General features: G+C 61.4%; 20 protein-coding genes and 1 tRNA gene. 11 read left to right on the top strand and 10 right to left on the bottom strand.

The window, feature by feature from the left end; all coding sequences use genetic code 11:
• Positions 1-49 precede the first annotated feature (49 nt).
• From ACODTD_RS00690 to ACODTD_RS00665, 6 genes are all read left to right on the top strand, one after another.
• The gene (locus tag ACODTD_RS00690; RefSeq protein WP_221614899.1) at positions 50-1,387 is read left to right on the top strand and encodes a 2-hydroxycarboxylate transporter family protein; all 1,338 of its coding nucleotides are present in this window, start codon (positions 50-52) and stop codon (positions 1,385-1,387) included.
• A gap of 572 nt (positions 1,388-1,959) precedes the next feature.
• Positions 1,960-2,145 carry a DUF1843 domain-containing protein gene (locus ACODTD_RS00685; RefSeq protein WP_041475227.1) on the top strand — a complete coding sequence of 62 codons (186 nt, stop codon included), beginning with the start codon at positions 1,960-1,962 and terminating at the stop codon, positions 2,143-2,145.
• 34 nt (positions 2,146-2,179) lie between these two features.
• Positions 2,180-2,806 (top strand): DUF1842 domain-containing protein, encoded by a 627-nt coding sequence (locus ACODTD_RS00680; protein WP_011333778.1) that lies wholly within the window; start codon positions 2,180-2,182, stop codon positions 2,804-2,806.
• Positions 2,807-2,846: 40 nt separating this feature from the next.
• The gene (locus ACODTD_RS00675; RefSeq protein ID WP_011333777.1) at positions 2,847-3,425 is read left to right on the top strand and encodes a DUF1842 domain-containing protein; all 579 of its coding nucleotides are present in this window, start codon (positions 2,847-2,849) and stop codon (positions 3,423-3,425) included.
• 103 nt (positions 3,426-3,528) lie between these two features.
• Positions 3,529-4,992 (top strand): GDL motif peptide-associated radical SAM/SPASM maturase, encoded by a 1,464-nt coding sequence (locus tag ACODTD_RS00670; RefSeq protein ID WP_489104298.1) that lies wholly within the window; start codon positions 3,529-3,531, stop codon positions 4,990-4,992.
• A 227-nt stretch (positions 4,993-5,219) separates the two neighbouring features.
• Positions 5,220-5,294: transfer RNA gene (locus tag ACODTD_RS00665), tRNA-Gln, on the top strand.
• Positions 5,295-5,344: 50 nt separating this feature from the next.
• Here ACODTD_RS00665 and ACODTD_RS00660 read toward each other — a convergent pair.
• The 3 genes from ACODTD_RS00660 to ACODTD_RS00650 form a co-directional block, all read right to left on the bottom strand.
• Positions 5,345-5,737: a DUF1801 domain-containing protein gene (locus tag ACODTD_RS00660; protein WP_489104297.1), complete on the bottom strand. Its 393-nt coding sequence runs from the start codon at positions 5,735-5,737 to the stop codon at positions 5,345-5,347.
• A 154-nt stretch (positions 5,738-5,891) separates the two neighbouring features.
• A complete protein-coding gene (locus ACODTD_RS00655) occupies positions 5,892-6,233 on the bottom strand; it encodes a YajG family lipoprotein (RefSeq protein WP_011333774.1) in 342 nt (113 codons plus the stop codon).
• Positions 6,234-6,319: 86 nt separating this feature from the next.
• The gene (locus ACODTD_RS00650) at positions 6,320-6,967 is read right to left on the bottom strand and encodes an ATPase (protein WP_489104296.1); all 648 of its coding nucleotides are present in this window, start codon (positions 6,965-6,967) and stop codon (positions 6,320-6,322) included.
• Positions 6,968-7,130: 163 nt separating this feature from the next.
• Between ACODTD_RS00650 and ACODTD_RS00645 the strand changes: the two genes are divergently transcribed.
• The 4 genes from ACODTD_RS00645 to ACODTD_RS00630 all read left to right on the top strand — a co-directional run bounded on the left by ACODTD_RS00645 (position 7,131) and on the right by ACODTD_RS00630 (position 9,412).
• On the top strand, positions 7,131-7,373 hold the full coding sequence (locus ACODTD_RS00645; RefSeq protein ID WP_011333772.1) for a hypothetical protein: 243 nt from the start codon (positions 7,131-7,133) through the stop codon (positions 7,371-7,373).
• Between the two features lie 54 nt (positions 7,374-7,427).
• On the top strand, positions 7,428-8,459 hold the full coding sequence (gene ahr, locus ACODTD_RS00640; RefSeq protein ID WP_221614905.1) for an NADPH-dependent aldehyde reductase Ahr: 1,032 nt from the start codon (positions 7,428-7,430) through the stop codon (positions 8,457-8,459).
• Positions 8,460-8,606: 147 nt separating this feature from the next.
• A complete protein-coding gene (locus ACODTD_RS00635) occupies positions 8,607-8,768 on the top strand; it encodes a hypothetical protein (RefSeq protein WP_221614906.1) in 162 nt (53 codons plus the stop codon).
• Positions 8,769-8,821: 53 nt separating this feature from the next.
• A complete protein-coding gene (locus tag ACODTD_RS00630) occupies positions 8,822-9,412 on the top strand; it encodes a helix-turn-helix domain-containing protein (RefSeq protein WP_181457861.1) in 591 nt (196 codons plus the stop codon).
• A gap of 65 nt (positions 9,413-9,477) precedes the next feature.
• Here ACODTD_RS00630 and ACODTD_RS00625 read toward each other — a convergent pair whose 3' ends face one another.
• A complete protein-coding gene (locus ACODTD_RS00625; protein ID WP_080511011.1) occupies positions 9,478-9,981 on the bottom strand; it encodes a hypothetical protein in 504 nt (167 codons plus the stop codon).
• A gap of 390 nt (positions 9,982-10,371) precedes the next feature.
• Between ACODTD_RS00625 and ACODTD_RS00620 the strand changes: the two genes are divergently transcribed.
• Positions 10,372-10,833: a DUF3574 domain-containing protein gene (locus tag ACODTD_RS00620; protein ID WP_011333768.1), complete on the top strand. Its 462-nt coding sequence runs from the start codon at positions 10,372-10,374 to the stop codon at positions 10,831-10,833.
• Here the strand turns inward: ACODTD_RS00620 and ACODTD_RS00615 are convergent.
• The 6 genes from ACODTD_RS00615 to ACODTD_RS00590 form a co-directional block, all read right to left on the bottom strand.
• Positions 10,830-12,194 (bottom strand): APC family permease, encoded by a 1,365-nt coding sequence (locus tag ACODTD_RS00615; RefSeq protein ID WP_489104295.1) that lies wholly within the window; start codon positions 12,192-12,194, stop codon positions 10,830-10,832. The two genes, ACODTD_RS00620 and ACODTD_RS00615, sit on opposite strands and share 4 nt — an antisense overlap.
• A 42-nt stretch (positions 12,195-12,236) precedes the next feature.
• Entirely contained in the window at positions 12,237-14,624 is a 2,388-nt protein-coding gene (locus tag ACODTD_RS00610; protein WP_221614908.1) for a TonB-dependent receptor plug domain-containing protein, read from the bottom strand.
• 389 nt (positions 14,625-15,013) lie between these two features.
• Positions 15,014-15,679 (bottom strand): sulfite oxidase-like oxidoreductase, encoded by a 666-nt coding sequence (locus ACODTD_RS00605; protein ID WP_221614909.1) that lies wholly within the window; start codon positions 15,677-15,679, stop codon positions 15,014-15,016.
• A gap of 9 nt (positions 15,680-15,688) precedes the next feature.
• Positions 15,689-16,744 carry a substrate-binding domain-containing protein gene (locus tag ACODTD_RS00600; protein ID WP_197871566.1) on the bottom strand — a complete coding sequence of 352 codons (1,056 nt, stop codon included), beginning with the start codon at positions 16,742-16,744 and terminating at the stop codon, positions 15,689-15,691.
• Positions 16,745-16,775: 31 nt separating this feature from the next.
• Complete coding sequence (locus ACODTD_RS00595; protein WP_489104294.1) at positions 16,776-17,801, bottom strand: ABC transporter permease; 1,026 nt, start codon at positions 17,799-17,801, stop codon at positions 16,776-16,778.
• Positions 17,794-19,350 carry a sugar ABC transporter ATP-binding protein gene (locus tag ACODTD_RS00590; RefSeq protein WP_285355222.1) on the bottom strand — a complete coding sequence of 519 codons (1,557 nt, stop codon included), beginning with the start codon at positions 19,348-19,350 and terminating at the stop codon, positions 17,794-17,796. Before ACODTD_RS00590 ends, ACODTD_RS00595 begins: the two co-directional genes overlap by 8 nt.
• Positions 19,351-19,352: the final 2 nt, after the last annotated feature.

Genomic DNA, 19,352 nt, shown 5'->3' with positions numbered 1-19,352 from the left:
CGTGGTTTCCCGTCAATCCTCGATAAAAACAAACATGAGGACATGCGTCATGAGCGACTCCCTTGAGCAATCCCTGAACGTCGACGGCCCGCGCGCCGACGGCATCATCCAGCGCCTGCGCACCTACGAGATCGGCGTCATCCCGCTGCCGATCTTCCTCGGCATCGCCGTGATCGTGTTTCTGTCGGCCCACCTCGGCTTTCTGCCGAAGAACATGATCGGTGGACTGGCCGTGATCATGACCATGGGCGTGTTCTTCGGCCAGATGGGCTCGCGTCTGCCGATCCTCAGGGAAATCGGTGGCGGCGCCATCCTGTGCCTGATGCTGCCGTCGGTGCTGGTGTTCTACGGCTTCTTCGGCGCGCCGACGATCGACGCGACCAAAATGCTGATGAAGGAAGCCAACTTCCTGTACTTCGTGATCGCCAGCCTGGTGGTCGGCAGCATCCTGGGCATGAGCCGGTTCATTCTGGTCCAGGGCATGATCCGCATGTTCATCCCCTTGCTGGCCGGCACCCTGGCCGCCGTCGCGAGCGGGCTGATCGTCGGCAAGCTTGCCGGCTACAGCGCTTACCACACGTTCTTTTTCATCATCGTGCCGATCATCGGCGGCGGCATCGGCGAAGGCATCCTGCCGCTGTCCCTGGCCTATTCGACGATCCTCGGCGGCACGCCGGACATCTATGTCGCGCAACTGGTCCCGGCGGCCGTGGTCGGCAACATTGCAGCGATCATCTGCGCCGGTTACCTGGCACGGCTGGCGCTGAAACGCCCGGCCATCAACGGTGAAGGGGCGCTGATTCGGGCGAAAGCCGAAAACGATAAATTCAAGGTCAAGGATGAGTCCGCCACCGCCATCGACCTGCGACTCATGGGCGCTGGCGTGCTGGTCATCTGTGCGTTCTTCTTGCTCGGTGGCCTGCTGGAAAAGGTCGTCGGGATTCCGGGGCCGGTGATGATGATTCTCGCGGCGGTGCTGTTCAAATACGTGCGCGTGCTGCCGGAGAAGCTGGAAAAAGGCGCGCAGTCTTTCTACAAACTGGTTTCCGCCGCCTTCATCTGGCCGGTGATGATCGGTCTTGGAATGTTGTATGTGCCGCTCGACAGCGTGGTGAAGGTGTTTTCGATCGGCTATGTGCTGGTGTGCCTCAGCGTGGTGGTGTCGATGACCGTCGCCGGTTTTTTCATTGGCAACCTGATGAAGATGTACCCCATCGAATCGGCCATCGTGACCTGCTGCCACAGCGGTCTGGGCGGCACCGGCGACGTCGCGATCCTGTCGGCGTCGAACCGGATGTCACTGATGCCCTTTGCGCAGATTTCCACCCGGATCGGCGGCGCCTCGACGGTGATTCTGGCGACGCTGTTGCTCGGTTTCTTCGCCTGAACACTGGATGAATGCCAAGTGATAGCGGTTGCGGTGGCGCACACCGCAACGGCCAGAATGACCGTTCGGCGCTTTTTCTGGCAGCCCTGCACAAACGGGTCTAGGGTTGCGTGGCTGGCAAAATGCTGGCCACTTGGCAAACGTCCTCGACGAGCGCCATCAGCGGCACTGGAAGAAAAATCAGGGATGGTTTTTGTGCTTGCGCGGGTATTGCACTCTTGAAGAGTGAACGACCTATCCCTGTGTTTCGTTGCTTTCTATCAAGGACAGAAAGATGACCAACGTACAGGCGAGATTTCCCCATTTGCCCTTTCGGCAAACCCCTTCATTGACGCCCGAGGTCAGGCCCGACGGTTTTGGCTGACGACGCTTGCGCGTGAGCCGGCGCTGCGGCGTCGCCCCTGCGCGAACCCTGTTTGCGAATTGATCAGATCCCGACGGATCAGGTTGTCACGTCGCCGAGAATCCCGGTTGCCGGTGGTTCTGGCGGATGTCGTTCGCCTGCCTGTCAGGAAAGGCGCCCCTTCTGCGCAAGGGGTCGAGCGGCACACACCCACGAGGAAGGCCTCGATATGACCGGTTCAAACCACAACATCCCGCCCTACGGCGTCGCCATCCAGAGCGCGATCACCGGCGGCGATCTGCAACAGATGAAGACTTTGTTGAAGCAGCGCGATTCAACGAAGCCGGAAGCGAAGGAGCTACAAACCGCGTACGAAAAACTGGCCAAAGAAGTTTCTCGACTGGAAAAACCCTAAGGCCATTTCCCACATTGCAATGGAGGCAATCAACATGTCAGCAACTCAGCAAAATGTCGGCTTGTTCCCGGTGAGCTACCGGATCGGTACGGGCCAGCCGGGGGCGCAGAGTCTTGCGCTGAACCTGCTGGTGTCCACGCCACAGCAGCAGGTCACCGGCAACGCCGCGGTGACTCAGGCGACCAATCCGCCGCTCGACATCGACTCGGACGTCTGGGGCGAATACACCTACATGACGGTGATGAAGCCCGGTGTCAGCAAGATCCTGATCACCGCCCAGGGCAACCATGGCGGCCCCGGTTCCAACTCCATCATCAACTTCAAGATCCATCTGGTGATCGGCACCGACTGGCGCGAAGGCGTGGCCAACTATGAGTACTTCGACGGCCAGCGCTGGCACGAACTGAACAACGTGCCGGCGCATCTGGTGGAGGTGCCTTCGAACGTTCTTCAGGCTTTCAATCCCGGCCCGGTGATCGAGCCGCACAAACCGGTCCTGCCGCTGTATGCCGCGCCGATTCAGGGCGCCATCGCCAGCGGTGACCTGGCGCAGATGAAGAGTCTGTCCGCACAGGCCAGACAGCAGCTGGAGCAATTGCCGCAATTGCGCATAGCGGTGGACGCCGCCAAGACAGAAATCAGCCGCTCGCAAAGTCGCTGATCGGCTACAGGAACCATTTCTTTCACAAGGGAGCAGCATCATGTCGATCGGACTTTTTCACACCCGCCTCATCGCCAGCAATTCACTGCTGGGCGCACCGGTTCTGACCCTCGATATCGTGGTCGATACTGTCCGCAAAAAAGTCAGCGGCACCGCGAGCGTGTTTCAAAGCACCTGGCCTCCGGTCAACTTCCATGCCCGGGTCTGGGGCGATTATTCCGAGGCCAGGCTGACGCCGTCGGCCGAGAATTACATCATTCTCACCCTCGACGGCAGCCCGAGCGGTCCGCTGAGTCAGATCGCCCAGACCTTCCACCTCAAAGGCATTCTGGGCGACTGGACCAGCGGCTTTGTCGATTACCGCTACAACGAAAGCGGCCAGTGGCAGGACGTGCGGCACGTCGCCGTGCATCAGGCACCAAGTGTCGAGCCACTGCCGCCCGAGCATCACGTCCAGCCGCTGTATGCCGTGGCCGTGCAAACGGCACAGGCCAGCGGTGATCTGGCGCAGTTGAAAGTCGCCGTGCAGCAAGGCGAGCAACAGCTGGCCCACGAGGGCGCCTTGCGCAGTGCCCTTGAGCAGTTGAATGCGGAAATCGCGCGACTGGAAGCACGCTAAGTCGTACGGCCCGGGCGCGGTCCTGGGTGACCGCGCCCGGTCTTCCAGCCCATCGAGGTCAGTCCAATCGTGCCGCGCACAGGCCCGTGCGCAAGGATCTCCCATGACAGACAACCGCCCTGCCCGCTACCTCAGCGACACCGATCTCAAACGCTACGTGCCGGTGCACGTGGTCTGGGAAATCACACTCGCCTGCGACCTCAAGTGTCTGCATTGCGGCTCCCGCGCGGGGCATCGGCGTCCCGATGAACTCAACACCCGCGAATGCCTCGAGGTAATCGATTCCCTCGCCGCCCTCGGCACCCGCGAGATCACCCTGATCGGCGGCGAAGCCTATCTGCGCAAGGACTGGACGCAACTGATCCGCGCCATCCACGACCATGGCATGTACTGCGCGATCCAGACCGGTGGGCGCAATCTCACACCGGCGAAGATGCAGGCAGCGGTCGATGCCGGGCTCAACGGGGTCGGCATTTCCCTGGACGGACTCGCGCCGCTGCACGACAAGGTGCGCAACGTGTCCGGTTCGTTCGACAAGGCTGTGGACACCCTGCGCCGGGCCAAGGCGTCGGGGCTGGCGGTGAGCGTCAACACCCAGATCGGCGCGGCCACGTTGCCGGACCTGCCGGAGCTGATGGACACCATCATCGAGCTCGGCGCCACCCATTGGCAGATCCAGATCACGGTGGCCATGGGCAACGCCGTCGACCATCCGGAACTGTTGCTCCAGCCGTATAAGCTGCTGGAAGTGATGCCGCTGCTGGCCCGGTTGTATCGCGAAGGACTGGATCGCGGATTGCTGATGAACGTCGGCAATAACATCGGTTATTACGGCCCTTACGAACATCTGTGGCGCGGCTTCGGTGATGAGCGCGTGCACTGGAGCGGCTGCGCCGCCGGCCAGACCGTGCTGGCGCTGGAAGCGGACGGCACGGTGAAAGGTTGCCCGTCACTGGCGACCGTCGGTTTTTCCGGCGGCAACGTGCGCAACATGAGCCTGCACGATATCTGGCACTACAGCGAAGGCATGCACTTCGGCCGCCTGCGCTCGGTCGATGATCTGTGGGGCTACTGCCGAAGCTGCTATTACAACGACGTCTGCCGGGGCGGCTGCACCTGGACCTCGCACTCGCTGCTGGGAAAACCCGGCAACAATCCTTACTGCCACTACCGAACCCTGGAATTGCAGAAACAGGGTTTGCGCGAGCGCATCGTCAAAGTCGAGGACGCCGCCCAGCGCTCGTTTGCGGTCGGACGTTTTGACCTGATCACTGAACGCATCGACACCGGCGAAAAAGTCAGCAGCGTCAGCGACAGCGGGCAAGTGATCAAACTGGCCTGGATCAATCAGGGCCAGTCGTCCCCCGAGGAAGGACGCCTGCCGACACAACTGGCCCTGTGCCGCGACTGCCTGCAATACATCCACCCCCACGAATCGATCTGCCCGCACTGCCGCGCCGATGTCGCCGCCGCCGAGGCCCGGCACCTGAACGACCGGGCCCGGCAGCAGGCAATCATGAAGACGCTGACCGGTTTACTGGCGGGAGTGCCGAGTTCATTGAGTTGAGACGGCGGCGGGTGCCGTTCGCCCGTCTTTCGGGCTTCTTCGGTCGCTCTGATTCTCGGGGCCATCGCTGAAAAAGCCCGGAAAGTCTGACCGGCGCTGCCGTCCGGGAAATAAGTAGCTGTTTTCCCTGAAATTTATTTGTTTCAGGGCTTCACAGAATGGAAGAGCGCTGGTAAAGTGCCGCCCACTGTTGCAGAGGTCCTCCCGGGACTGAAACCAATAGCTACAGGGGCGTCGCCAAGCGGTAAGGCAGCAGGTTTTGATCCTGCCATGCGTTGGTTCGAATCCAGCCGCCCCTGCCATTTTTTCCTCGTTTCACCCTCCTCCATTTTACCTCTGCCTCAACGGCATATCATTTTTTCAAATTCAACGTAATAGCCGAACGCACCAGCGCTTTCAGAGCCTTGGTATCGATCTTGTCGTCTTCGTGAATATCAATCGCCCGCCGGGTATTGCCCTCCAGACTGGCGTTGAACAGTCGTGACGGATCCTCCAGCGCCGCGCCTTTGGCGAAGGTCATTTTCACCACGGCCTTGTAGGTTTCCCCGGTGCAGATCATGCCGTTGTGTGACCAGACCGGAACGCCGCGCCACTTCCACTCCTCGACGACCTCCGGGTCGGCCTCGTGAATGATTGCACGGATCTCGGCCAGCTTCTGGCCGCGCCAGTCATTCAGTTCCTTGATTCTTGCATCGATCAGCACAGAGGGATTTTCAGTCGCCGCGCCGCTGCTGTCCTTCTTCATATCCTTGTACTCCCGAAACCTTTTCCGCTATCCAGCGTAGCGCCGACTGCGCCAAACGCCGGGCAAAAAAAAGCCCCGCAAGGTGCGGGGCAAAGGAATTGGTTGGTTGCGGCCAACCAAAGGAGCATCGTCAAAAAGCGTTACCCGTCAGGCGTTACAGGCACTCCTGGGCAGCCCGTTCAAAACTCGACGGCATGAAACTCGAAGCCAGCAAGTGGCGCTCATACAAAAACACCTTGCCGCCGTCCTGTGCCTTGTAGGCTTCCAGCACGTTGTCCGCCGCCACCTTGCTCGGTACCACGATCCGGTAGCTGCGCTGGGTCTGTGACACGGTCGGGTTCAGCGCGCTGCCCTGCAGCTTGGGCACCACGCATTCGGCGTACTGGGCAGGCGTCTTGTGCGTCTGCAGGGTCAGCGTCGGGTCGTTCGGCGCGGAGGCGCAAGCGGTCAGCAATAAACTGGCAAAAGCCATGGCAGGGATAAAAAAGGCACGCATGGATAAAATCCTGAAAATAAAAGGTTCGGTTCTTCGGCAACGTTCAGTGTCACGGGCACTGCCGTTGCCGTTTTTGGTTGGGGTGTTCAGCCTGCACTTACCAGGGCTTTGAGCGAGTCATCGAACTGCTTCAAGGCACTCAATTGCAGATCGCGTTGCTGTTCGATTCCGGCAGCGATTTCAGGCGCGGCCTTGTTGTGTACCCACACCGAAGGCAGTTGCTTCTCCACCGCGCCTTCGGCCTTGCCGATGTATTGCAGGTTGGCGTCGTAGAAGCGTGCAGCGAACCGCGCTTCGACCTGGCTGTTGCGTTGGGTCAGCAGACGGTTGTGGGTGTCGAGCATCACCACCACGTCCGGATGGGCCTGTACCAGCGCATCAAGGTTTTCGTAGATGGTCACCGAGAGAAACTGTTGTTGCAGCGAACTCATCAGCCAGTCGATGGCCAGCTCCGGGTCGGAGCTGTCGACGAAGGCATCACGGATCCGCGCATCGAGTGCATTCCTGGCGCCGTTCACCGCCACATCGTGGTAACGCTCGAGGTATTGCAGGTTGTCCAGAGTGTTTTCGCTGTACAGCACACCGACGGTTTGCGAGTGCTGCAGCGCGGCGCTGCTGGCGGCGACGGGCAGAAAATGGCACGAGTTGGCATCGTCTGCATAAGCCGGAGCCACGGTGGTGGCCACCCCGCCCATCAGCAGGGCGACTACAGCCAGTCGGGTCAAAGTCTTCATCGCGCAATTCCTTCAGCAGCGTGTTCGATGGAGGCGATTTTCCGCCCATCGGCGCCAAAGCAGAACTTGCGTTTCTTGATGGTCACTATTACTTGAACCGATAGTTGCGCGGCGTGCAGACTGCTGCACACTCAATCACAACGAAAACAGATGAGGATTACCCGTGCGAACCTTTGATCTGATCCGCGATGCCGTCCTGCCCGAATTCCGCGACCGGGTGGCCGAATACCTGGTCGAATACGAAACCGTGCTGGGCCAGTCAGCGAACGATTCAGAGTCGGTGCGGGCCGTGGCCAATCAGTTGCGCGGTTATCTGCGCGGCCTCAATACCACCCGAGTGCTGGGCATGGCGGATTGGGAAGAGCTCGACCGGCGCGTGCTGAACACCTGGCTAGCGCCCGCTTGATGACACGCTAGACTCTTCAGGCTGCGCCCGCAGCGCCAGACCTGGAGGTGTCCCATGAGCAATAGCACCGAACCCACGACATTCACCGGCTGGGCCGCCACCTCGGCCGGCGCGCCGCTGGAGCGCTTCAGTTACGACCCCGGCCCGCTGGGAGATGAAGAAGTCGAAGTCGCCGTGGAGTACTGCGGCGTCTGCCACTCCGACCAGTCGCTGATCGACAACGACTGGGGCATCAGCCAATACCCGTTCATTCCCGGCCATGAAGTGGTCGGCCGCATCGTGCGTACAGGCCCGCAGGTACGTGGTCTGGAAGTCGGCCAGCGCGTGGGTATTGGCTGGTACAAGGGCAGCTGCATGCACTGCTCGTCCTGTATCGGCGGTTCGCATCACCTTTGCGCCACCGCCAGACCGACGATCATCGGCAGCCATGGCGGATTCGCCGATCGGCTGCGCACCCACTGGGCGTGGGCGCTGAAACTCCCGGACAATCTCGACCCGGCCCTCGCTGGCCCGCTGTTCTGCGCCGGTTCCACGGTCTTCAATCCGTTGGTGGAATTCGACATCAAGCCGACCGACCGGGTCGGCGTGGTGGGTATCGGCGGCCTCGGTCACCTGGCGCTGCGGTTTCTCAATGCCTGGGGTTGCGACGTCACGGCCTTCACCTCTTCCCTGAGCAAACAGGACGAAGCCAAACGCCTCGGCGCCCACAAGGTCGTCGCCTCCACCGACAGCGAAGCGCTGAAAGCGATTGCCGGCACCCTCGACTTTCTGCTGATCACCGCCAACGCCAACCTCGACTGGACGGCCATGCTCGCCACCCTGCGCGGCAAGGGCCGGCTGCACTTCGTCGGCATCGTGCCCGACGCGATTCCGGTGCACGTGTTCAACCTGATCCCGCAACAGAAATCCCTGTCAGCCTCCCCGGTCGGCTCGCCCGCCACGGCAGCGACCATGCTGGAATTCTGCGCGCGGCATCAGATCCTGCCGCAGGTCGAGGAATTTCCGATGAGCAAGGTCAATGAAGCCGTCGACCATTTGCGCAGCGGCAAGGCGCGGTACCGGATTGTGTTGAACGCCAGCAAATGAAGGATTTGGCGCGCCGACTGCCATCGGCGCGTCACTTGCCTCACATAGAAGCTGATGGCATTAATAAATAAAAAAACAGTATTTATCGTTATAAAAGTCTCGGCGTACTCTCAGCTCATCCCGTCATTGAACACAGTGAAGTGCGCCATGAAACCGACTGACAACCTGATCGACATCGCCGTCTACCGCAAACGCCGCCACGCCCAGCAACAGGCCCGGCTGATGTGGGAAATGTATGCGCGCAATGCCGGTTATCAGGCTTGGCAGTGGGTGCAGGCCGCGCGTTCCAGCGAGACGCGTCAAGCGTGAACGCGCGTGAACCCTCGCGCTTTCTGGCGAGCGCCGATGAACCTGTGCTGGACCTGAACAACCTCGAATCCCTGGAAGAAGACCCGATCTGTGAACGCGTCGCGCAGAACCTGCAACGTCTGCGCGGCAAGCGGCATCTGTCGCTCGATGCCCTCGCCCGCCAGTGCGGCGTGAGCCGGGCGATGCTGGCGCAGATCGAATCCGGGCGCAGCGTGCCGTCGATCAAGGTGCTGTGCAAAATCGCCAAGGGTTTGAAGGTGTCGGTGGCAGCGTTTCTGGAACATCGCGCGCTTGAAGGCGTGGCCGTGTTGTCGGCGAGCCAGAGCAAGCGACTGGTGAGTGCCAGCGGCGCGTTTGTCAGTCGCGCCTTGTTTCCATTTGACGTGGCGCGCCAATCGGAATTCTACGAACTGCGTCTGAGCCCCTTGGGCGAAGATCAATCCGAAGGCCACGGCCCCGGCGTGCAGGAAAATCTGGTGGTGGCTCAGGGCGTGCTGGAGATCAGCGTCAACGACGAGCGCTATCTGCTGTCGACGGGCGACTCGATTCTGTTTTACGCCGACCAGCCCCATCGTTACCGCAACCCCGCCGACAGTGAAGCGGTGGCGTATCTGGTGGTGACTTACCCCGAACGCCTGGACTGACAAACAGACAACAAAAAGCCCGACCGGGAATTTCCCGGTCGGGCTTTTTCATGCGCTGGCGAAAATCAGCAGGTGCAGCACATCATCGGCATGCCGTTGCAGCTCATCATCATCGGCATGCTGCAGTCGTTCATCATCTTCATCATCAGGGCGCAGCAGTTTTTCATCATGTCCATGTTCATGCCCGGCATCGGCATGATTTTGCACATCATGCAGTCGGCCATCATGGTGCATTCCATCACGCACTTCATCGATGGCATCGGCATGCCCATCATCGGCATCATCATGTTCATCATCGGCATGGCCATGGCCGCCGGGGACATGCACATCATGCTCATGTTGCCGCAATGCATCATCATCGGCATGCCGCAGTCCATCATCATCTGCATCATTTCAGCGCTGTTCTTGAACATGGCCATGTCCATGCCAGCGGCCGGCATCATCTTGCACATCATGCCGTCGTCCATCATGTCGCAGCTCATGGTCGCCATCATCATCGGCATGCCCGTCATCGGCATCATCGGCATGTTGGCGTTCATCGGCATTTGCATCTGCATGGCGTTCATCATGGTGTAGCTCCCTGAGGATTAAGAACTGGATGAGAAGTTGATGGAGCGGATTCTAAGGATTGGAAAATCCGCAACAAGCTGTCCATCGAGCATCAAAAACTGCTGTTCAAACGCTTCAAGTGCAGCGTTCCGTGCGACTTGAACCGTTGCAGCAGCAGAGTAGACGCCATGACAGATCCGGCAAATGCGGGAGCAGGTTTTTAAATGTCATGGATATGCAATCCAACACCAAGCAAATAACTTAAAGAAATAATCGTTCTAACCAGCGGGCATTATTTTCACCGTGTTTGCTTATTCCATTAGTTCAGCTACGATCCACTTTTTAATCTTTTATTGCTATTTACCGTCCCCTCTATAATTCGGGACAGTTCTTAACAATAAGGAAGTTCCATGCCGCAACGTTTACTACTGGCAGCACTGTTCCTGGCGGTCGCCGGGTGTGCCAGCCCTCCTCCGGTTTCCGTGCATACCAAGGATCCCGTCAGTTCGACCCTGCAAGGCGATGCCACGCGGCCAGCGCAGGCGCAGTGGGTGCGCACCGAGTTGTATTTCTCGGTGGGGCCGCTGGAGGGCAAGGAAGGTGTGGTGAGCCCGGCGCGCTGGCGCGAGTTTCTTGATCAGGAAGTGACGACGCGGTTCCCGGACGGGTTCAGCGTGTTGGATGCGTATGGGCAGTGGAAGGACCATGACGCGAAAGTGCCCGAGCGGCTGGCGACGAAGGTGATTGTGATCCTGCACGAAAGCGGGCCGAAGCGTGAGAGTGACATCGAGGCGATTCGTTTGGCGTACAAGCGGATTACGGGGGATTTGTCGGTGCTGCGGTTGTCGCAACCGGCGGTGGTGTCCTTCTAATCTACGCTCCGTTGCAGAGCCTGCCGAGGTGTCGACACCAGGCAGCTCAACCCGGCCAGCAAGAACGCCCCCACCAGCAATACCCCAATCCCCAGAAAAGCGCCGAAACCAACCACCGTCACGCTGGAATACAGCATGTAAACGCACAACCCAAAAAACACCAGCGGCAAAACCGGATAAAGCGGCACCCTCACCGGCCGGGGCACCTCAGGAAAGCGCCTGCGCAGAATGATCAACGCGAGACTGCTCAAACTCAGAAACAGCCAGTACACCGGCGTCAGATACTCAACCATGGTGTTGAAACCGCTCTGGGTAAAACTGCCAAACAACACCAGCAACAACGCCACCGCCCCCTCCGCCAACAACGCCTTGCGCGGGACGCCATCGCGCTCATCCCACTCACCGAAGCGGCGCAGTTGCGGCACATCGCGGGCGGCGGCGTAGGTGGTGCGGGCGCCGACCAGCAAGGTTGAGTTGATAGTGGCGATGGCCGCGATGCCAACCATCAACAGAATCAACAACACGCCGGGAGCACCGAAGGCGCGGTTCAACAATTCCACCGCCGGCGCGTTGCTCGCCGCCAGGCCTTCGAATCCCAGCCCTTGGACGAACGCCCAGTTCAGCGCCAGATAGATCGCCATCAGCACCGTCAGCGCACCGAGCATGGCGATGAAGATCCCGCGTCGACCATCGCGCACTTCGGCGGACAATGTCGCTGCATCGCTCCAGCCGCCGAAGGCCAGAAATACGAAGATCATCGCCGCTGAAAATTCCGCCGCGCCCGTGTGTTCGGGCACCACCGGATCACTGGGCAGCGTCGGTTCGATCCCTTGCCACGCCAGCCAGACCCCGGCGCTGGCAATACTCAGGAACCCGAGAGCAAGCAGCCCGACCAATACCGTCTGCGTCATGAAACCAATGTGCTTGCCCGTCAGATTCAGCAGCACCAACGCGACAATGATCGCGCCGGCAAACAGCCCCGACCCGTAATGCCCCAACGGCACGACAGCATTGAAGTAGTCGGCAAACATGAACGCCGACAACGCGATCCACCCGGTGTGCATCACCGAGAATCGCGACCAGGCAAACAGGAAACCCATGCGCTCGCCGTAAGCGGTGCGCAGGAAATGATAGTCACCGCCCGGATGCGGGAAGGCGGTGGCCATCTCGGCAAAGCACAAGGCCCCGGCCATCGACGCCAGTGCGCCGAGCACCCAGACCCAATAGAAATGTTCCGGCCCGACGTTCAAGGCAACGGTCGGCGCGGTTTTGAGAATATCGGTGGTGATGACCATGCCCAGCGTGATCAGCAATGCCTGGAACACCGGCAGGTGCCGCTTGGGGCCATTGGTTTGAGTCATGAAGGTTCCCGCTGATGATCCGCCATCCATGGCGGAAAAGACTCAGAAGCCGTAAGTCGCGGTGGCGTAGTAATACGCGCCGTTGGTGCCGATCGGCGACAGCACGTCGTACGGCAGGTTGCCGCCGTAGTTGATGGCCGAGCCGGAGCGTTCCGGGTAGTTGTCGGTCAGGTTGTTGCCACCCAGGGCGATGCTGAATTTCGGGGTGAATTTGTAGGTCACCTCGGCGTCCAGTTGCCACACCGCGCCGTAGGTTTGCTCAGGCTGCGAGTCGCCGAAATCGAACACCCGAGTAGTTTCGCCCTGGCGGGTCAGACGCCCGAGCAGGCCCCAGTGTTCGCTGGTCCAGTTGGCGGAAAACACGAAGCGATCCTTGGGCGCGGCGTCGGTCAGGGTGTTGCGTTCCTCGACGCCGACCAGCGCGTCATTGCCGATCCCCAAGGCGGTCAGTTGCGACGGCGTGCCCTTGGTGCTGGTGACCTTGGTGTGGTTGTAGGTGTACGCGGTGGTCAGGCCCAGTTGCCCGTCGTAGAACGGCTGATGGTAGTTGAGCACCAGTTCGGCACCGTCGGTGCTGGTGTCGGCAGCGTTGGTGAAGAAGTTGACGTCGTGCACGCCCGGCACGCCGAAGTTGTCATTGATGTAGCTTTCCAGCGCGTCGCTGCCGATTCGCTGCGACAGGGTGATGCGGTCTTTGACGTCGATACGGAACACGTCGAGCGACGCATCGAAGCGTTCGTTCAACTGGAACGTCAGGCCGAGGCTGAAGTTCTTCGAGGTTTCCGGATCGAGTTTTTCCGCGCCCAGGGCACGGGCAATCGGATCGTTGACCGACAGCACGCGGATATCGGTGAGCGTGCCGCCGTCGCCGAAGTTGCTGGTGGTGTTCTGGAAGCCGCTCTGGGCCAGCGACGGCGCGCGGAAGTTGTTCGACACCGCACCGCGCAACGCCCATTGATCGGTCAACTTGTAGCGACCGCTGAGCTTGCCGGTGAGTTTGCTGCCCGCATCGTCGTAATGTTCCCAGCGCGTGGCGGCATCGACGAAGAAACGGTCGGTGAGATCACCGGACAATTCGGCGTAGGTGCCGAACACGTTGCGATCCAGATCCGACTCCTCACTCGGGCGCAGGCCGTTGGCGCCATCGGCCCCGGAACCAATATAGGAAGCCTCGTCCCCGGCAAAGGTCAGGTAGTTTTCGTAGCGATATTCACCGCCCACCGCCAGCACGAACGAGCGGCCACCGAGGCGCAATTCGCGGCTGAAATCGAGGTTGGTGGTGGTCTGGCGCAACTCATAGTCGCCAGTGTCGAAGCGGGTCGGCGAGTCCGCGCCGAGGCTGACGTTGAGGGTGCGACGGGTTGCCGATTCGAAGCGGTTGCGACCGTGGGTGACGCTGCTGTCGAAATCCCAGTCGTCGCCGATCAGGCCTTTGTAGCCGGCGGTGGCGGAGATGTCGGTGTTGTCGCCCAGCGATTGCGGCAGATAGCCGTTGGGGTAGAACTGCGGCTGCTCGGACGGGTAGCGGTAGAACTCGGCGCCGGTGGTGTGGCGTTCGTTGTAGGTGCCGAAGCTGTAGGCCTTGCCGCCGGCCAGCGGCAATTCGCCGTTGAACCAGGCGTTGACGTCCCGCGCCACGCCGTCGCCCATCACGTAGTTGCGCTGGCCCGGGGTGTCGGCGAAACCGTCGTAGCCGGCGCGGTTGGTCGGGTTGCGATCCTTGAACTCGGTGCCGCCGCGAATGAAGCCGCCCTCCTCGCCCAGCCGCATGCCGATCTTGGCGGTGGTCACGCTGTTCTGGCCGTCGGTGGTGGTTTTGCCGATCGCGTCCTGATGGGTGTGGTAGGCGCCGTAGCTGGTGGACACTTCGCCGCCTTCGGGGGCATCGTCGAGGATGATGTTGATCACCCCGGCAATCGCGTCCGAGCCATACTGCGCACCCGCGCCGTCACGCAGCACTTCGATGCGTTTGATCGCGCTGATCGGGATCGAGTTGAAGTCCACCGGCGCCGTGCCGCGACCGATTTTCGACGAGTCGTTGACCACCGCCGAGGTGTGCCGGCGCTTGCCGTTGACCAGCACCAGCACCTGATCCGGGCTCATGCCGCGCAGCTGCGCGGCGCGCACGTGGTCGGCGCCGCCGGAGTTGGACTGACGCGGAAAACTGAACGACGGCAACAGCGTCTGCAACGCCTGGCCCAGCTCGCCGCCACTGGCGCCGGCGGTCTTCAGGTCCTCGGCGGTCAGCACATCCACCGGCACCGGCGAATCCAGCACCGTGCGTGCGGTGCCCCGGGTGCCGGTGACCAGCACGGTGCCCAGCCGTGTGTCATCGTCGACGCGCGCGGAAGTCTCTTCGGCTTGCGCAGGAAGTTGCCAGATTGCACTGACAACAGCGATGGCGAGTAATGAACGCGAACGGTGAATCATGCGACAGCTCCTTGAATCGCAGTTAATAACCGGCCGCTGCCGAATCATGAAGTCTCGGCAATCAGTGCACGGCAATTTCTGCTGTAGTTTTGATATTCAGAAAGGCAGCCAACTGTGTTGAGCAACTATCGGCTGTTAGAGCGCAAGAACCCCAAAGTTAGTAGAACCCCCTGTTTACCGATGCTAGACGAGCGGTCGCCTGCCGCAAAAGAACCAATAACGCTTAGGTTATGCCCGACGAACGGAGTGTTGCCTGAGCAACACTTGTGTTTGCGCAACAACATGAACACCCAACTAACCAACAACTAATCACGCACAAAAACGCACTCCACGTTGTTGTAGAGAGCGTTATTAATCTGTGGTTTTTTTCGGTGCGAAGTTAGATGCCGTCAGTCGAAGTCCTTTTCCCGCCAGGCATCTTCGGCAATGTCCAGCGCGTCGCCGCTGAAGCGCTGCTCAATGAACGGATCGGCGTGCAAATGAAAGCCGTTGCGCTCCCAGAAGCCCGGTTGTTCCTGATCGGTGAATTCGAGCCCGCGCAGCCATTTCGCGCTCTTCCAGAAGTACCGCCCCGCCACCACCAGCCGCAGCGGCCAGCCGTGTTGCGCGGTCAGCGGCTGACCGTCGTAATGGGTGGCCAGCAGGCTGTCCGGATGCAACAGGTCATCCAGGCGCAGGTTGGTCTGGTAATCGTGATCGGCGTGGGCCATGACGAAGGACGATGTCGGCCGGATGTCCAGGGCCTGCAACAGGTCTTGCAGGTGCACGCCGCTCCAGCGGGTGTCGAACTTCGACCAGCGTGTCACGCAATGAATGTCGCATTGCAACCGGCGTTGCGGCAGCGCTTGCAGATCGGCGTAGGTCAGCTCGACCGGGTTGGCCAAAGTGCCGAACAGGCGCAGCGACCACGTCGCCAGGTCATACGCCGGCACCTCGCCCTCGTGCAGGATCGGGAAGCGCTCCGTGAGCACCTGCCCCGGTGGCAGCCGTTCGCCCAGCGCCACATCGGCTGTCGGCGAACGGCTCTTGCGCAGGCGCGCAGCCTTGTCGTGCATGTCGGTTCCTCAGTTCGCCACGGGAATCCACGGTGCCCGCGCGACATTGGCGGTGTCACCGAAGGCCGGCAGTTTTTGCCCCAGATCCCGTACGTTTTTCACGTCCAGATCCAGCAGTTGCTGACGGGTGATCAGGGTCGGCGGCACCAGCACCTTGTGCCCCGGATTTTCCCCGGCGATCAGCATCGCCAGGCTGCGCACGCTGATCGCGCCGGCCACTTGCGGATTGACCGCAGCGGTGGCGGCCCAGGCGCTGTCCGGCTCTTTCATGATCTGGATGTCGGCGGTGGAAATGTCGGCGCTGTAGATCTTCACCTTGCGGCTGAGACCGGCCTCATCGACGGCGATCTTCGCACCTTTGGCGAACTCGTCGAACGGCGCGAAAATCACGCTGATCCCCGGATTGGCCCGCAGCACGGCGCTGGCCTGATCCGCCACCGAGTTGGCAATCGGCGGATTGAGCGTGCCGAAGCGCGCCTTCTCGATGATCCCCGGATTGCTCGCCTTGACCTGGCTCCAGATCTCGTCGCGGCGCTCCATCGGCGTGAAACCACTGATGTAGACGTAACCGGCATCGAAACGGGTGCCGTTGTCCTTGACCGCTTGATCGAGTGCCAGCCGCGCCAGCGCATGGTGATCCTGCTCGACCTGAGTCACTTGCGGCGTGTTCAGGTCGACGTCGAACGCGACGACCTTGATGCCTTTGGCCAGCGCCCGCTCAATCGGCCCTTTGAGGGTTTCCGCGAGACCCAATTGCACGATGATCCCGTCGACACCGAGGTCGGCAGCCTGATCGATCATCTCGCCCTGACTGGCGGCCTGTTGCCGCGCGTCGAACACCCGCAGGTTGGCGCCCAGCGCTTCGGTCTGTTTTTCCACGCCGCGCAGATAGGCTTCAGGGAAATCCCCGGAAAACAGATAGCCGACCAGCGCGATCTGTACCTGACCTTTATCGAACGGCGCCGGTGCACCGGGCAAGGCCTTGGCTTGCGCATTGAGGGCCAGCGCCGAGAGCAACGCCCCGGCGAGGCAATGACGTGCGAACTGCTTGATTGAACCGTGCATGGATCTTTCCTTGAAGCATCAATAAAACGGCTCAGCGCGCCCGATGCGCGAGGCCGAAGGTGAACATCAGGGCCAGCACCAGCACCAGTCCCTTGACGAAATCCTGCGCGTAATACGGCGCGTTGAGCATGGTCAGGCCGTTGAGCAACGAAGCCACCAGCAACGCGCCGACCAGCGTGCCGAACGCGTTGGGCTTCTTCGCCCCGAGTACGGCAAAACCGATCAGCGCAGCGCCCAGCGCATCAAGCACCAGCCCGTTGCCGGAGCTGACATCGCCGCGCCCCAACCGCGCCGCCAGCAGCAAACCACCGAGCGATGCGAGCAGCGCCGACAGCACGTAAGCCAGCAACTTGAAGCGCTGCACCGGCGCACCGGCCAGACGCGCCGCCTGCTCGTTGCCGCCAATCGCATAGAACAACCGGCCGATGCGCGTGCGTTCGAGAAACAACCACACCGCCACCGCGACCACCGCCGTGATCAACACCGGAACCGGCACGATGTCCCACAGTCGTCCTCGGCCCAATGCAAGAAACAGCGTACTGAACGAACCCTCGGCTTCATCGCCGTTGGGTAAAGTCATACCCACCGCAATCGAGCGGCCGCCCGTGGGGATCAGTTGCACGCCGATCACCAGAAACATGCTGCCGAGCGTGGCGAGAATGTCCGGCACGCGCATCTTCACGATCAGCCAGCCGTTGAGCAGCCCCACCAGCGCGCCACCGGCCAGGCTGATCAGCACCGCCGGCACCGCGCCCCAGCCGAGCACCACCATCACGTAACTGGCTATCATCAGGCTCATCGCCGCCACCGCGCCGATCGACAAATCCAGTCCGCCGACAGCCATGGTCAGCGTCACGCCCAACGCCAGCAGTGCAACAATCGACACCGACTGCAGAATGCTGAACAGGTTGCCAACGCGCAGAAACGCCGGTTCTGCCACACTGAAAAACACCACGATCAACGCCAGCACCCACAGCAGGCCGTAGCGGATCAGCGCTTGCACGAAGCGCTCGGTCGGCGCCGGGGCGGATGACAACAGGGAACTCGAATCAGGCACTCGCTCTACTCCTTGGCGCGGCGTGAACAATAGAATTTTGCGGATCGCTGCCGGCCAGCGCGGCGACCAGGGTGGCGCGATCCAGCCCGGCACGCGGGTACTCGGCCACCACCGCGTGATCGCGCACCAGCAGAATGCGGTCGGCGATCTCCAGCGCTTCATCGACGTCCGAGCAGATCACCAGCGTGGCGCGGCCAGCGGCGCTGTCGCGCAGCAACTGGCCGATCTCGCGCCGGGCACGCACATCGACGCCCTGAAACGGCTCGTCGAGGATCAGCACCCGGCCCTCGCCGAGCAGCCAGCGACCGAGCACGACTTTCTGCTGATTGCCGCCGGACAATGCACTCATCGGCACATCGATGCCGGCGGTCTTGATTCCCAGCGCTGCGACTTGCGCCTCCACCGCCGCCGCTTCGGCGCGGTTGCGGATGAAACCGCCACGGGTGAAGCGTTCGAGGAACGGCAAGGTCAGAGTTCGGCGCAATGAAAAGTCCGCCACCAGCGATTGGCTCGCGCGATCTTCGGCGGCGAAGAACACGCCATTCTGGATTGCCTGGCGGGGCGAGCCCGGTTGCCAGTCGATGCCGTCCAGCTGCAGAGAGCCGGACACCGGTTTGCACAGCCCGAACAGCACTTCGGCGATCTCGCTTTTGCCAGCGCCGAGCAAGCCGGTCAGCACCACCACTTCGTTTTCGTGCAGGGACAGATCAAAAGCCTGAGTGCGCGGCAGGATTTTCACGTCCCGCAGTTTCAGTACTTCGCGCCCCGCCGCTCGCGGTGTGTAGACGTGGGCTTCCAGCGCCTGACCAAGCATCGCTTCCAGTGCCTCGGGCAATTGCCGGGCACTGAACTCACCGGCCAGTTGCCCGTCTCGCAACACCACGGCGCGGTCGGCCACTCGTTGCAGATCGGACAGGCGATGGGAGATGTACAGAATCGCCACACCACGGCTGCGCAAGGTGTCGATCAGCCCGAACAGGCGCTGCGCTTCGGCGTCCGACAGGGCCGCTGTCGGCTCGTCGAGAATCAGCAGGCGCGGTTGCAGGGCGAAGGCGCGAGCCAGCACCACCAGTTGCCGCTCGGCCTGGCCGAGGTGCTCGATCGGTTGCTCCAGCGGCAGCACCAGACCGAGCCCGGCGGCGATGCTCGCGGCGCGTTCCAGCAGGCGTTTGCGATTGAGCCAGAAGTCGGCGTCGGGGCGGCACAGTTCATCGAGCAGCAGGTTTTCCGCCACGCTCAATCCGGGCGCGATGCCTTCGTTAATCTGCTGATGAACCGCGACAATACCGAAACGGCGGGCCGACAGCGGCGAACTGAAATGCCGGTGCTGGCCATCGATCCGGATCTCGCCGCCATCGTGGGTCTGGCTGCCGGCGAGGATCTTCACCAGCGTCGATTTGCCCGCACCGTTGGCGCCGAGCAGCGCCACCACTTCGGCGGGAAAAATATCCAGGCTGACCCGGTCCAGCGCCCGGTTCGAGCCAAAGGTCTTGCTCAGTTCACGTACACGAATCAGTGGCTCGGAGACCACAGCGACAGGCGCACCCATAA

This window comes from Pseudomonas sp. FG35 (assembly GCF_057809295.1).
This window is presented reverse-complemented; position numbering and strand designations above follow the sequence as displayed.